Origin of the sequence: Cupriavidus necator (assembly GCF_040578825.1) — a bacterium.
Classification (GTDB): Bacteria; Pseudomonadota; Gammaproteobacteria; order Burkholderiales; family Burkholderiaceae; genus Cupriavidus; species Cupriavidus necator_E.
This window is the reverse complement of sequence record NZ_JBEFLI010000083.1, coordinates 1-13,759: the sequence shown is the minus strand read 5'-3', so window position 1 is coordinate 13,759 and position 13,759 is coordinate 1. Positions and strand designations below refer to the sequence as shown.

Annotated in this window: 16 protein-coding genes and 1 pseudogene; 6 read left to right on the top strand and 11 right to left on the bottom strand. The window is 61.6% G+C overall.

Features of this window, described 5'->3' with window-relative positions; all coding sequences use genetic code 11:
* Positions 1–62 precede the first annotated feature (62 nt).
* The 10 genes from AB1I47_RS28930 to AB1I47_RS28885 all read right to left on the bottom strand — a co-directional run bounded on the left by AB1I47_RS28930 (position 63) and on the right by AB1I47_RS28885 (position 7,399).
* Positions 63–467 carry a DUF6750 family protein gene (locus tag AB1I47_RS28930; protein ID WP_042875573.1) on the bottom strand — a complete coding sequence of 135 codons (405 nt, stop codon included), beginning with the start codon at positions 465–467 and terminating at the stop codon, positions 63–65.
* 93 nt (positions 468–560) lie between these two features.
* On the bottom strand, positions 561–1,085 hold the full coding sequence (locus tag AB1I47_RS28925; RefSeq protein ID WP_354687122.1) for a hypothetical protein: 525 nt from the start codon (positions 1,083–1,085) through the stop codon (positions 561–563).
* Between the two features lie 16 nt (positions 1,086–1,101).
* The gene (locus AB1I47_RS28920) at positions 1,102–2,175 is read right to left on the bottom strand and encodes a hypothetical protein (protein WP_354687121.1); all 1,074 of its coding nucleotides are present in this window, start codon (positions 2,173–2,175) and stop codon (positions 1,102–1,104) included.
* Between the two features lie 58 nt (positions 2,176–2,233).
* Positions 2,234–3,472, bottom strand: coding sequence for a DotG/IcmE/VirB10 family type IV secretion system protein (locus AB1I47_RS28915; RefSeq protein WP_354687120.1), 1,239 nt, complete (start codon positions 3,470–3,472; stop codon positions 2,234–2,236).
* A complete protein-coding gene (locus AB1I47_RS28910; protein ID WP_354687119.1) occupies positions 3,469–4,578 on the bottom strand; it encodes a DotH/IcmK family type IV secretion protein in 1,110 nt (369 codons plus the stop codon). Before AB1I47_RS28910 ends, AB1I47_RS28915 begins: the two co-directional genes overlap by 4 nt.
* 18 nt (positions 4,579–4,596) lie before the next feature.
* Positions 4,597–5,184: a hypothetical protein gene (locus tag AB1I47_RS28905; protein ID WP_354687118.1), complete on the bottom strand. Its 588-nt coding sequence runs from the start codon at positions 5,182–5,184 to the stop codon at positions 4,597–4,599.
* 88 nt (positions 5,185–5,272) lie between these two features.
* Positions 5,273–5,965 (bottom strand): DotI/IcmL family type IV secretion protein, encoded by a 693-nt coding sequence (locus AB1I47_RS28900; protein ID WP_042875561.1) that lies wholly within the window; start codon positions 5,963–5,965, stop codon positions 5,273–5,275.
* 14 nt (positions 5,966–5,979) lie between these two features.
* Positions 5,980–6,276 carry a hypothetical protein gene (locus tag AB1I47_RS28895; RefSeq protein ID WP_354687117.1) on the bottom strand — a complete coding sequence of 99 codons (297 nt, stop codon included), beginning with the start codon at positions 6,274–6,276 and terminating at the stop codon, positions 5,980–5,982.
* Positions 6,273–6,815: a hypothetical protein gene (locus tag AB1I47_RS28890; RefSeq protein WP_354687116.1), complete on the bottom strand. Its 543-nt coding sequence runs from the start codon at positions 6,813–6,815 to the stop codon at positions 6,273–6,275. The genes AB1I47_RS28895 and AB1I47_RS28890 overlap by 4 nt, the downstream gene beginning before the upstream one ends.
* The gene (locus AB1I47_RS28885; RefSeq protein ID WP_354687115.1) at positions 6,812–7,399 is read right to left on the bottom strand and encodes a hypothetical protein; all 588 of its coding nucleotides are present in this window, start codon (positions 7,397–7,399) and stop codon (positions 6,812–6,814) included. The genes AB1I47_RS28890 and AB1I47_RS28885 overlap by 4 nt, the downstream gene beginning before the upstream one ends.
* A gap of 593 nt (positions 7,400–7,992) precedes the next feature.
* On the opposite strand from AB1I47_RS28885, the gene AB1I47_RS28880 reads away from it, so the two are divergent.
* From AB1I47_RS28880 to AB1I47_RS28855, 6 genes are all read left to right on the top strand, one after another.
* A complete protein-coding gene (locus tag AB1I47_RS28880; RefSeq protein WP_354687114.1) occupies positions 7,993–8,529 on the top strand; it encodes a hypothetical protein in 537 nt (178 codons plus the stop codon).
* A 645-nt stretch (positions 8,530–9,174) separates the two neighbouring features.
* On the top strand, positions 9,175–9,720 hold the full coding sequence (locus tag AB1I47_RS28875; RefSeq protein ID WP_354687113.1) for a DnaB-like helicase C-terminal domain-containing protein: 546 nt from the start codon (positions 9,175–9,177) through the stop codon (positions 9,718–9,720).
* 26 nt (positions 9,721–9,746) lie between these two features.
* On the top strand, positions 9,747–10,040 hold the full coding sequence (locus tag AB1I47_RS28870; RefSeq protein ID WP_354687132.1) for a DnaB-like helicase C-terminal domain-containing protein: 294 nt from the start codon (positions 9,747–9,749) through the stop codon (positions 10,038–10,040).
* Between the two features lie 290 nt (positions 10,041–10,330).
* Positions 10,331–11,185, top strand: a complete 855-nt coding sequence (locus tag AB1I47_RS28865) for a hypothetical protein (RefSeq protein WP_354687112.1) — start codon at positions 10,331–10,333, stop codon at positions 11,183–11,185.
* Positions 11,186–11,223: 38 nt separating this feature from the next.
* On the top strand, positions 11,224–12,102 hold the full coding sequence (locus AB1I47_RS28860) for a hypothetical protein (protein ID WP_354687111.1): 879 nt from the start codon (positions 11,224–11,226) through the stop codon (positions 12,100–12,102).
* 251 nt (positions 12,103–12,353) lie between these two features.
* On the top strand, positions 12,354–13,373 hold the full coding sequence (locus tag AB1I47_RS28855) for a CAP domain-containing protein (protein WP_354687110.1): 1,020 nt from the start codon (positions 12,354–12,356) through the stop codon (positions 13,371–13,373).
* Positions 13,374–13,453: 80 nt separating this feature from the next.
* Here AB1I47_RS28855 and AB1I47_RS28850 read toward each other — a convergent pair.
* Positions 13,454–13,759: pseudogene (locus AB1I47_RS28850) on the bottom strand (hypothetical protein); the annotation flags it as partial.

The window sequence follows — 13,759 nt, the reverse complement described above, 5'->3', positions numbered from 1 at the left end:
GGAGGGGTCGAGCTCGATGATTGGGGCATCGAACTCCCAGGTAGGCTCTGGTAACTCTGTCCTTAGAAGCTCTGCTGACGACCGATGTCGCTGGAGCTACCGCCCGTGGTCTCAACCAGCATCGTGATCACGAACCAGATCACAATCAGACCTGCACCGCCGCCGAGGGAGAACAGGATTTGGCTGATCTTCACGTTCTCCCGTTCATTGCTCCTGTCCTTGATCAGCTTAAGGCCGTACAGGACGCCGGCCACGCCCATCACCATCGCAATGTTCACGAGCGTGGTCACAGACGCCTTGGCTGTGGAGTCGATGTTGCCGAGCATGCCCGTAATACCACCAGCGGCGTACGCCGCCTTCGACGCATTCACGCCCATCAGCGCCACAGTCACCCGGGCGAACGCACCTTTCCATGCCGACCAGGTCTTGGCACCCAGGCGGCTCGCTTTGTGTTTGATACCTTTCATGTTTTTCCCCTATTAATCACCAAAGATTTCCATCCGCACGCGGCGGACTTTCCCACCCAAGATGCGAAGCGACGTTGGGTACACCACTTCGGCTTAACCTCCGAACCAGCTGCCAGCCAGACCTCCAATGTTGATGAGACAGGCCCCGCCAAGCACATGCCAGAACCCGCGCCAACCAAGGTCCCTGCCGCCAGCCGACGCACCCTCACTGAGAGAGTTCCAAAGCAGTAGTCCACGAAACACAGCAGCCCACCCAAGCGCTGCCAACCAGTAGACCGCGACGCTCACCACAAACATGAGGGTTTCGTTGCCGGCAACTTGACTGGGCATATACGAGAGCGCCTCGCGCGGATCCGATATGCCAGTGCCGAACAACAACTCGACGGTATTGCCCGCCACCGTGGCAAGCTGAGCGAGTAGCGCTGCGATCAGGAAATTGATAGCTACCGGACCGATCGTTGGCTGTCCTTGACGATGGCCCTTGCTAGCCGCGACGAGCTTGCGCAGGCCGCTGAAAGCGATCCACGTCGCGCCGAGAACGCACGCCCCCGACGTCAGTAGCGAAACGAGCGCCTTGCAGAACGCGATCGACCCTTCCAGGAAGGCCTGCCAATCCATCGTCTTGTCCCTCGGCTCACTTCACGCTGATCTTGCCGCCGTCCGCCAGATAGACGGTGGTGCCGGCCAAGCGCGAAACCTTCACGCCATCGATCTCCGAGCCAACGGTCACCACGACCAGACCCTTGCCATTGGTAACCCACGCCTTCTCGGCCTTGCCCGTAGCCGGGTAAGTCGCCACCGTCCGATATCCGCTCCAGCTCGACGGGTGCTCCGCCTCTGCCTTCGCCACGCCGGTGCCTCCCGGCTTGCCGCGTACGACATCGGCTTCGTACGCAAGCTTGGTCTGTTGTTTCGCTTTATACGCATGCGCCGCAGTTTGTTTGCGCGTGCTTTGATCTGTCGAAGTCGGCGCGGCCTGGCCCCTCGACTCCAGAGCAGCTACCCGCTCGGTGAGGGCTGTAATCTTGCCCTTGAGCTCAGCGTTCGCCGCCTCGAGTGCAGAATCCCTGGCTTTTAGGTCGCTCAAGCCCGAGGCATCCGTCGACGGTGAAGCTACGACCGCCGGTTGCGCTGCCGCCGGCGCCGGGCCAGGCGCGATGGCGCTAGCAGGAGCCGGGCTCAAGTCGGACTTCGCTACGACCATCGTGTCTGCAGCCGGCTGGATGTCGGGCTGCGGCGCCGCTTGCTGGGCAATGATAGGAGCGGCCGGCGCCGGTTGCCGCGGCGACTGACTTGCAGGTTGAGCCTTCACCACCGGCTCCGGCACGTACTCCTCTGCAGCCTGGTTCGAACGGCTCATCTTTATCGCCAGCCCAGAGCCAACGACGCCCACCAGGGCGACCGCCACGCCGGCGATCAATAAATTTGCGGTGCGCTTCTTCTTTGCCTTCTCGGCCTCCGAACCTCCCGGGCTCGCGGGAGCCGCAGCTGCGGCACCTCCGGCATTGTCAGCGGGCGACTGCGCGTTGGCCGCAACCGCCTCGCTTTCCCAATTCGGGTCCGAGGCCCAGGGGTCGTGGGATGGCGTGGCTGCAGTAGCCTGTGAAGCAGCAGCAGCTGCAGCGGCCGGTTCCCGGTGTGTCGCCGGGTCGTGAGAAGGCAGCGGGTCATCCCACCCAGTTGATTCAATCGTCATGCCAGAAGACATTCAATATCTCCACTATCAATTGCTGGTGAATCAGCGAGGCCTACTGGCCGTGATCCTGTCAGTCGGCTGCCATCACGGGTTGCCGGAAAAGCACACCGATCGCCGTCCGCGTGTCAAGCGTTCCCCGATTCGGGCGATTCGCATATCGCTGAGTCTCCCGCTCTGCAAGCTGCATGCTCTTCTCGATCCCCTTGCCGATACCCTGGTCCATCGCCTGGCTGGCGGATGGCGCTGGCTGCTGGACCACAGCATTGCCATTGACCGTCGTCCCGCCCACCACCACGGTGCTCGGAATATAGGTTGTCGGCGTCGTACCGCGCGCCGTGAAATACGTGGACGCGCCCGCAAGGCCAGCGACCAGCACGGGCATCACAAACCGCGAAAATGGCCGGTGATCGATGTCGGCATTCAGTGCATCCGAGGCGGTTTGCTCGTTAAGCAGTACAGCATCGACCTTGTAGGACTTACCCTTCCAGTTCATCGATGTCATGTGCGCGCTGACGTCCTCGCCCTGCGCAGATAGCACAGCCTCCCCGGTTAAGAACGCACCATCAAGTTTACTACCAACAATATACGCCGAAATATATTTGGTTCTGTCTGTGTCGACAGGCGAAGCCAGTTGGCCTGGGAAAATCTCCAGGCCTGCAACGATCTGTGTGCCCTTCGCTGTGGGTGTTGCCCCGGCGGCGCTCCCGGCTTCAGCAACGGCCGCTGCTGTAGTCGTCTTCTCAACCGTCGTGATGGCTACCGCCACGCCCTTGGCTGGCGCCATCGAACTGACGATTGTGGCGAGCTGGCGCTCCAAGCCCTTCTGGATATGCTCCAGCTCCGCTTGACGGGTGTCGCCGGAAACCCCGGGGCTAGCTTGTCCGGTCACCTGAGCGGCACGCGCACCATACTGCTGATAGGACGACGAGCCAGGACCTTGTCCTTGGCCTTGGCCCGGATCGGGATTCCGGCCTCCGACCGGCTCTTTGGGCCCCAGGTCGGCGGTATCGCCAAGATACATTCGGCCTTCCCGACGAGCGGCCTGCGCCTCGTTGTGCTGAACGTACGCGATCCGCTCCTTCATCGCGGGGCTCAGGTCCTCGACATCCCTGTTGCGCTGGGAACTGGCGGGTGCTGCAATCTGGCGCAGGTCGGCGGTTGACTCTTGCTTCTGCTGCGACTTGTTGGCCACCATGGCTACGGCCGTCACCAGGATAACGCCGCCGAGGATCGCGCCGCCGATGATCAGCAGATTTCGTTTGGCGCCAGCATCCAGCGGGCGCCGCGTCTTCTCTTTAGTATCGGTCATTGCTCATTTGCACTCATTTTCATGACACCTGCCTTATCGCCACCACCGACACCGGGAGTCAGCCCCTTGATATGGACAGCACGGATCTGGCCGTCCACCGAGACGCGAAGTACTGGCACAGCGGGCAGCTCATAGACCGTCGTGCCGTCAGATGACGGCAGAACCTGGTAGGGGCCGGGAGAGGCCACCATGGCTTGAGTGCGTAGGATCAGCCGGCCACTGGGGTCCTGCCACGCCAACGCAAGAGGCAGATCCTGGACTTCGAGACGCCGGGCCCCATCCGGGGTCTGGCCGTAGAGGTAATTCTCCAGGCCACGCTCCGCAATTCCCACGCGCCCAAGGCCGCCCGCGAGCCGTGCCGGAGCGTCAGGCGAGCGACCGGGGATGATCAAGTCGGCGCGGTAGTCAATCTCGCTCTGGCTGGGAACCACGGTGAACGTGAGCGGCGTCGCCAGCCCCTTGAGCAGGACAGTCACGGATCCAGAAGCGTGGTCCGAGTTGCTCTCGACCGTCACCACGTGCGGGCCCAGCTGGGTAACCGTCATGGCCTGCTCATAGAAATTGCGCGCCTTCTCGATGGGCCAGGGATTTCCCGACGAGTCGAGAAAGCTGACCGTTGCACCCTGGCCGCGGAAGATCCGCACAACCGGGGGCGTCGCGCCTGGAGAAAGGTCGACCACAAAGCGCGAGGCGATCGGCTTCGCCGTGTTCTTTGCCGGCGCGGACGCGGCGCCGGAGCGATTGTAAAGCTCCTCGATGAGTGCTCGGGTCGTGGCAGCATCCATCGGCGCAGTTTGATCCAGCGCTTCCTTCTTCAGGTCAAGCTTCGGAGACGGAAGGGGCTGCGCGCTCACAACATTGGAAGTTTGGCCGCCGCTGCCGCCAGCCTTTTGTTGCGCGTCCATAGTTTGGACGCCAGCGGCTGGCGGGGTTGCCTGGTTGGGCTGCGTTGCCGGTTGAGTGTTCGTTGCCGCGGGTGGCGCCGCTGGGCCTTGCGCCTGCAGCGCTGCGGCATTGCCAGCCGCCAGCGCCAGAACTGCGGCTACGGCCGCGTAGACACGCGGATACTTGATGGGGGCGATACCCGTGCCTTGCTTACTGGTCATCTTGTCATCCCGCGTATGTCACTCGAAGAGAGCACCGCCGCTGTCCTGAATTCGCATACGCATCAGTACCCACGCAGTGACGACGCCCAAGGCGAACTGCGTCGGGGCGGTTTCCATCGCGTCCAGCAACCACGAGCGTGGGCCCGCCTGGACGCCGATTGCGATCCTTTCGAGATATTCCCCATGTTCCTGATCGAGTTGATCGAAGAGCGTCGCGCCTTGCGTTGCAGCATGCCGACCAACCTCCAGGAGGGGGCCGGTGAGGTCCGGTCCCAGTTCGAGCTGCACGTACTCGCGGGTGATGGCTGGCATGCGCTTGATCATAGGCTTGCCCTCACCTGTGTGAAACAGCAGCATGCCGTGTACCAGACCGACAGCAAGATCGGACGGCGCTGAGACTTGCACCCGTTCCAAGTCGCGCTGCGTCCTTGCAACCCTGATCTGCAGTCCGCCGACAGAGCGCAGCCACGTCGAGTGCGCCTCGTCGGCAAACGAACTCTGCAAGCGTCCGATTGCCTCTGTTGCCCCAACCTCGTCCCTTAGTCTTTCAATGTCGCCGACGAAATAGTCGACGTCCCGCCCGATGCCCTTTTCTAGCAACCGCACCGTACTTCTCCAATTGGCTTATTGTTCTTCTTCGCAGCGCCGTACCCAATATGGCCCTGCACCCTTGTCTCCCCGGCCTCTTAAGGCGCTATCGCTTCTGATATGGCGCTAGCTGCATCGAGTCGATTGCGACTCCTCGGGTGTTTTCTTCTAGCGGTACGCGCACCACCCGCACTGTGGCCAGCCGCTGCAATGGCGCGAACGATCCTGATTGACCGTTGTAATAGAGGGTGACCGGCGCCTGCACATCCCACGTAACCCGTCCGCCGGCGAGGTACGGCCCACGCGCAACCGTGGCGGGCTCGGTCACGGACGCCATGACCAAGCGTCGCTCACGCAGATCCTTGAAGAACGGATCGATTGCCGCGGCGTAGGCCTTTCCACCCGGCTCCGTGTAGCACGGCATGGCGTCATTGAAGGTTCGCCTGTAGTTCACGAAGTCATGCGAAAAGGAACGCCGCACACACTCGTCGACGGTCGAGAGCATGCGAGTTTCTGTGACAAATGCTTGATCCAACGGCACCGTCTTGATCACTGCCCCGGTATCACTAATTGCCACGACGTCGGTGCGGCCTTTCATCAGCCGGATAAGCAATGCGCCATCGATCAACAGCAACGTCAAGGCGATCGCCACCGTGATGATTAGAGCCGTCAGAAGCTTGCCGATGTACGCGGCGTCGCTGGTACCGTTCTCGCCCGGTCGCCCGATGACGACCGCGAGGGCCGACTCTGCGGCGGCGAGCGCGGGATTTTTACGGGGCGCGAAACTGGAGGGTTGCATCGTCAACTACTCTTTCACTTCAGCCTATCGGCGTTCTTTTCTACCCAGGCGCGATTCGCTTCCCGAACTGGCCCGGTGTACACCGACTTTGCGCCGGGGTTGTTGCAGCTCAGCATGTCCATGGGCACTACCCAACCGCTACCGGAAAGGCCGACCAAGCGGGAACATTGAGCGCCAATGGCCAGAAGCAGCGCGACGTGCGCCACGAGCAGCACGGCGATCACGATCAGCGTGACCCGGATAGAGCGAGCCAGAATTGGCGCGATCCATTGTTGGGCCTGCGCTCGCGAAAGTGTGACTTCGGTGTTCATTGCACCTGGTTCCCCGGCAAGGAAACTGCATGGGTTGGCTTTGGCCCTACCCGCGCGGCGTCCGTGAGACCCAAGACAGGCGGAGGCGTGAGCTTGCGGACGTCAACATCGGCGCGCGCGGCTTCGTACGCGGCCTCGAATCGCTTCGTATATCGTTCAAACTCAAACCCGTTGCTTGGGTCAGGGATTTCCTTGCAAACGGTCGCCCAGCCGCTGAGGATCGCCATGGCGACTTGCGGGTTGTCCAGGTTGGGGCTGCGGTATGGACCATGCCTCTTCACAGCTTGGACAACGTGACCTAGCGCCAGCCGCGGGGACACAGCGCTAGCACTGCCCGCGGCCCGCCAGACACAGTTTGGCCGGGGAGCAAACTCGGACGATCGCACGTGCGCGCGCAGCGCATCGACGATGAAGTCGTTATCAAACTTGCTGAAGACTTCCAGTTCCCAGATCAGGGTCTCGCTGTCGGTCGGATGGTGCTTGTACATACCATTGACCGCAGCCCAGAACTGGCGGGCATCGACTTGAGTCGCGTTCATACTGTGGCCGGAGAAATTCGGGTAATGGCCTCGCGGACACGGCGCAGGCTCTCGATGCTGGTGTGCTCTGCCGCTTCTCTCGTGCGACGCCCGAGGGCAAACCTCACTGCTTGCCTCGGATGAGCGCTCGCCGCGGCCGCCTGGTGTGGCACCAGTTGGGAATACGAGATGCCGTTTCGCACCCAGGTGCGGAACTGCGCCGACCAGTCGGCCGCCTGCATTCCGCGTCCGCGGACAAAGTCCTCGAAGCGGGACCAAATGTCGTCGAACTGCTTGGGAGCGAAGCCATTGCTGGTCAGATAAGCACACAGTTCGCCAGTCAGGCCGGCGCCTTCAGGCAGCGAGCGCTTGGCTGGCGCGCGGCGAAAGGACGGCGCACGCGATGAAAGTGAGGTTGCCTGGCCCTCGTCGGCCTGCCTTGCGATCAGCGGGGCTGGGGAAGGAAGATCTTCGACGATGAGCGAGTCGCCAAAGAGGTCGGGTGCTTGCATCGCCACCGTGAGCGAGTCCTCTAGTTGGCGAATCGCATTGTGGTAAGCGCTCGCGAGGCGCTCGGCCAGAGCTGCCATCGGTGGGAACGTCATGCGGTCACCTTTCACGATCCACCCACCCGTAAGGACAGCTTGGTACCGCTGCACCTCGTCTACGGTGAGGCGGGAGTACTGCGCAAGCGCAATGGGGTCGAGCGGGAGAGTCCCGGCGGGACTAACGCTCCAGGCTGCGGTGAGGAGATTGATCGAGCCGCGCACGACGCGCGGATCATCGTGAGCGAATGCCGGGAGGCTCGCAAGCCAATGCGGCTCGATGGGAACCCGCCCCATTATCGCAGTCCTTCCCTGACCAGTTCGACCACTCATCTCAACCTCCCCAAGAAGACCCTTACGTCTCAGAGCTCCCGGGTAGGAAGCAGAGTTGCGCGGGTCAGTGGCATGCCGATATATTTGGTAGCACACCATTAGTGCGCAATATATCACTAGCAAAACCCGAGTGCAACCTTTCGGACACGAGAGACCTGATGACGACTTCCTTTCGATTTCCCTCTCAGTTCGCCGGCACAAAGTCGGCCGCTACCGGTTGGATGCCAAATCCCGAAACGACAATGACGACGCCGAGTCCTGTGCCTAGCCATGGGGCGGGCAAGGAGATGACCGGCGCGTTTTCGCCTGCTCCGTGTGGAATGCTCACCGTGATCGGCATCCCAACTGAAGTCTCGGACTCCCCGCCGGCGATCCGCTTCGGCACGCTCGCGGTCACCATCACCCCCGAGGATCTCAGTCAGATCCGGGGGGCGCTTGCCGGCGCGCCCGACGGCGCGGTGTTTGCCGTGTCGGCCGCGCTCTGCGGCGGCCAATGGAAAGCGCTGAGCTGCGTGCCAACGGTCGCCGCTCACCTTCCTGGCTCACCGGCGGCAGAGGCCCAAAGGCGCAGCGCCTCCGAGTCACCTCCGTGCACCCAAACCACCACGCTATACGCTCGCCAACACTTGGCCCAGTACGAGCTGACTGGCCGCGGTGCCGGTAGACACAGCGGCCAATCGGCTCCGCGATTCACGACCAGAAATCCGATTGCCAAGTCAGCGGCGGCATCGGCTGCCGCCACATCTTCGTCAGTCTCGTTTGCCCGGCCTGCGTCTCAAATGGATCGCGCCCCTATGCCACAGACCCAGCTTGGCGAGATCGAGGACCTCGACAAGATTCAGGACATTCCCTATTGAGACTGCACGTCATATCGGCAGGCGATCACGGTGACTTAAGTGATGTTTAAGGCAGATTTATGAATTTCTTTCCGAGTTGAAACCATAGTGGTCGCATCTGACGCCATCTTCGACCCCGCTGATGAACGGTGAGACTGTCGAGCCCACTGCTCGCATTGCGAGCAATGGCCGGTCGGCGCCTTCCGCTGACGCGCTTACCGCCGTGGAGAGCGAGCGCGTCGTTCTGTCGCGGGTGCTCCGCAGTAGTCCGGACTTGGCGTTTGCTCAGCGGTTGGTCGGTGAGGAGGACTTCTCGCTTCCCGCACACCGCGCGATTGCGCATGCGGCATCCTGCCTCCTGGAAGGTGGTCACCGACCGCGGTGCTGGCCAGTGCAAAGGCCAGGGACACGACGTTGGCGGCGTCGAATGCCTGGCGCAGCTCGTTGCTGACCCAGTCTGGGCCAGGGCTGACGAGGCCGTTGTGCTGGCTGACGCCGCCATCGTGCGGGCCAAAGCGCGCGGCGCCGGATTCGAGCCAATCTACTTGGCCAGGTGGCGTCACTTGGCGGTCGCAGCGTCGAAGAGATCCTCGGCAGCGTTGTAGACGAGGCTACCGGCCTGGCTGACCGGCAGCCGCGAGCGCCGGCCCGCGCCACATCAGCGGCGTGGTCGAGGAGATCGCCGACGCCGTGCTCTCCGACGAGCCGCCCACAACGGCCGTCTCCACCGGCTATCCCCCACTGGACGAGGCGCTGAACGGCGGGCTGCGGGATGGTGAGTTCATTCTCATCGGTGGCCGGCCATCCATGGGGAAGACCGCCTTTGCCCTCAATCTTAGCCGGAACATCGCGGTGAATCGCGAACCGCTCCGAGGAGGCGGCCGCGCTGTCGTGGTTTTTTCCTTGGAAATGGGGCCCGCAGCGCTGGGCATGCGGGTCGTTTCCAGTGAGTCGGGCGTTCCGCTGCGGATGCTGCGCAGACACCACCTGCCCGACGAGCAGATCAATATGATGGCCGACGTCATGCACAGGTTCACCTACGACCAGGGGATGCGCCTTTGGATTGACGACCGGCCATCGCGGACCCTGGAGGATATCCGCACCGCGGCCCGCCAGTTCAAGCGCGAGCATGGTGAAATCGTCGTGGTGCTGGACTACCTGCAGATCGTCGCCCAAAGCGGCCGCGGCCGCGACGACGGGGGCGGCATGTAAGCCGGGTATCGGCGGGCCTCAAGCAGCTGGCCAAGGAGCTGAACTGCCCGGTGATCGCCCTCTCGCAGCTGAAACGCTCCCTCGAGCAGCGCGCGGGTAAGCGGCCAATCCTCGCGGACCTGCGTGAATCCGGCACCCTCGAGCAGGACGCGGACATCATCCTATTCCTGTACCGAGATGTCATCTACGATCCCAACACCCCAGATCCCGATGCGGCCGAGGTGATCATCGCCAAGCAGCGCGACGGCGCGATCGGACCGTGCGTCCTTCGCTACCACGGCGACGTCCTTCGGTTTGCCGCAGAGCTATCTGACTACTAGCCCCCCACAAGTGTGGGACCTACATCCGCCCCGTCGTTGCATACTCTGCACTTGGCGACACCCATATGCGACTGGCAAGTTTCGCATTAGACTGAGCATCCGCAATAGGTTAAAATGGCGCCGCTACCCCTTTGGTGGGGGGTTAAGTTTTCGCGCGTCCGTCCGATGGCGTGCCGCCTCAACCGGCCGAGGCCAGCTCTTGACGCAGCCTGGTAAGGTCTCAACCAGCAGACTTGGGACTTGGAAAGGTATCTGACGGGCGGTTGAACCGTGCAACACTCAGGAACTAAATGTCTCAGAAGAAGGCGGAAGCCAAGCGCGACGAGGAGCAATTATCGCGTATTCAACGACTAATACGCGATTATCGTTCCAACGAGAAGTTGTTTCGCCCGCTCACGAAGCAGGAGGTTGCCGAGCGAATCGGCAACCTGCCTCACCGTGCGGCCCTCGAGAATATTGAGCGCAAGCAATCCGGTGAATTCGATACGCTGGGTTTGCAACGACTCAACACTCAGACCGTCCTCTTCATGCTGGGTTTGACGCCGAACCAGAGCATCAGCTATCAAGAGTCGGAAATTGCGTCGGTTGAGATGGAGATGTTGCTCTATTGCTACGAGGCCAAACCCCGACACATGTCGCTCGCCCTGCAAGGTTGGCACATGGACGATTTTATTGCCTACATTTACCGCGATTTTCTACTCCTGGCCGGTGTAGCAAGTTCGTTGGCCGAGTCGTCCATGCACGCGAAAGAGTATTTGCGAGCTGCCAGCCGCCCCACGCTGGAGGATAAGGCTGGGCGGATTCGAGTTGGCATTGCCACGCGCGTCACGGCAATGTTTGACCGACACCAGACGAGCTTCTATCGCTGGATGGCGCCTGAGTCTGGCTTGAGGGAGCAGCGCAATCTCATCGCGAAGCTACTGGAGCCGGACGACGACGCCGGGTACACCTGGGGGCGCCTTGCGCACTATAAACAGGTCCGCGAAGACCTCTACGAGCTTTCTCGATTCTGCTGGGAGGCGCGCGGCGTGGACATCGACGAGAAGGCCTTTCCCCCCGAAGACCCTGCCTTCCTGGAGCAACGCCCTGTCCGTAGGGCAGCAGCCCAGCCTCGGGCTCGGAACACCGGCAAACGCGCTGCTTGAGCGATCAGATTAAACCGTAATAGCCAAGGCCAAATTTCATGGATACCACCGAGACCCGCCGCGCTCAAGCGGAGCGTGCTGCTGCAGCTCAAGCCGCCACCGCAATTGGCACAGCTCGTGGCACTAGCACGAGGGAAGAGGCTCCGCACCTTGCGCGGTTCGGCTGTGTGCGCTTGGTGATGACAAGTTTCGCGCCGGAAGACAAGAAGATCCGCGGCGTCTCGCTAAAGCATGCGTCGGTACCCCTGTTGGACGACCAGGTCGAGCTCGACGACGCCGACCCGACCGCGAATGTCGCGCGCTACCGCGCTCGCAACGTCTTGACGGCCGTACCAGCCAAGAACCGTCTGAATATCCAGATGGATGCGAATCTGTACGCGAGCAGTCGGCAGATGTCCTTGCACGTCGCCCATTTGCAGTATCGGATCATGGATATCGATGAAGGACAGCAGAAGGAAGCCGACATCCGCGCCACCAGGATTGCCAAGCGGGGCGGCAATGAGCTGAACAGTGATACCCGCATTAGCACCTGGGACGTAATGCGCAGTTGGGCCCGGATCAAGCCGCTCGATCTCACGCAGCTGCGGGTGCTGGAGCTAGGCGATGCGCCCAAGGATATCCTGGCCTATCTGCATCCCTACCTAGTCAAGTGGCTCGACGAGGCCGGCTATGATGGGCCTGTGGTGGTCGCCGAATATAAGCCCTGGGGCACCCGGTACTGCAACCTGCTCGTGCGGGACTATCCCTTCATCGCGCACCGGATCTTCAAACTGATTCCCGATCTGCGGGTCCTCACCCACACGGCGCGAATCTTTGATTCCAAGATCGAACGCAGCGTCTGCTCGTTCCGCTACGATCCTGCCCTGATCGAATCACCTTTCATCCTGGACGCACCCCACATCCCAGTCGAGGTTTGAGAAGTCCGCAGATCTAGTCCCGGCCCTCTTCGCAGAGGGCCTTTTCATTGGCAGTCCACCGCACGCTCGGTCGCGGCGCCTCTGCCTTCCCCCCGACTAAAGTTTGGTTCGCGATTGCCGACATAACAGGCATCCTCTCGTGCGCCCCGAAGGAGGCTACTTTGCCTTATCAGGGTAAGAAGAAATTTGCGTGGGTCACTTGTGGATCGATATTCTGATCTTACTGCCCCCCCCAACAACAAGGAAAAATCATGAAGAAGAGTCTTGTCGCAGTGGCTGCCCTCTCCGCCCTCCTCGCGGCATGTGGTGGCGGCGGTGGTGACGGCGGGAACAGCCCTGCGACCACGCCGACCACGCCGACCACTCCGACCACGCCGCAGGCTCCGACGTCCGTCCCGCCCGCGACCAGCGTTCCGACGCCAACCTATGGCGCCGCAGATCAGCGACTTTCCGCCTTCGATGCCCTGAACACGCTCCGCCAGAAAATGGGGGTTGGCATGCTCAAGCAAGATGCTGTGCTGGATCTCGCGGCAGAGAACCATCTCAACTACGCGAAGGCCAACAACACCACCTCCCACCTTGAAACGCAGGGTTTGACGGGCTTTACCGGCGCCAATCCTTACGACCAGGTTGTCGCGGCCGGCGGTAGCAAGAACCAGTGGATCGGCCAGGAGCTTGGCAAAGCGGGATACATGAGCGGCGCCGAGTGCGTAGGAGCATTCCTGCATTCGGTTTATCACCTGCAAGGTGCAACGAGCGGTCAGGAGACTGTTGGTATCGCATTCCATGACAACCTCTGCGTGATCAACTTTGGCGTTGTCACCGGTGCAAATGGCGGTGGTTACGGTCTGCCGCAATGGGGCGGCCAGCAACTGGCTGCAAACGCAGTAGCCTACTACCCGCTCGACAACGATACCGTTGTGGGTTCCTTCACGCCCGCAAGTGAGTCGCCGAATCCGGCGCCCGACCTGGCCTCGGCAGGTACGCCGATCATGTTCCGTGTGGGCGCGCCCAACGCGAGCGATGTGCTGACGGTGAGCGCCTTCACGCTTACCGGGCCGGGCGGTGCCTCGGTGCCTGTACGCGTTCTGGTGCCATCGGCGGCGCAGTCTGGCTCGATGTCCGGCGCGATTTCTGACTCGAACCTGTACGCGGGCGTCGTTTTCATGCTGCCCACCGCTCCCCTGGCTGCTGGTGCGTACACGGCTACCTTCGCAGGCGCTCGCAACGGTGTTGCGATCAGCAAATCGTGGAGCTTCAAGGCGTTCTGATCTAGCCGATCCTAAATTCGACGCCAGATAGAACAGGGCCCGCGCTAGCGGGCCTTGCTCATTAGGGCAGTCTGAAAATATTACCTACAGACTTCGTATGAGGCGCTTCCCATGTTGTTGCCATTACTCAACTGGCCGGTTATGTATGCGCCCATCCGATATCCACTTCCTGCGATGGCGGCATTGGCTCGAGCGTTAAGCTCAGTCCAATCCATATAGCCAACCCACATTTCGGAAGCAACGACGCCGCCGTAGAAAATTACGTATCCCTTGCCCTCACAGCCGCCATCTGCTGAACAACTACCCATATCCCCGTTATAGATATATATTCCAAAGACATTTGCCTGATACAGGCACGACGGAGGAGGCGGCGGCGGTGGGGGTGG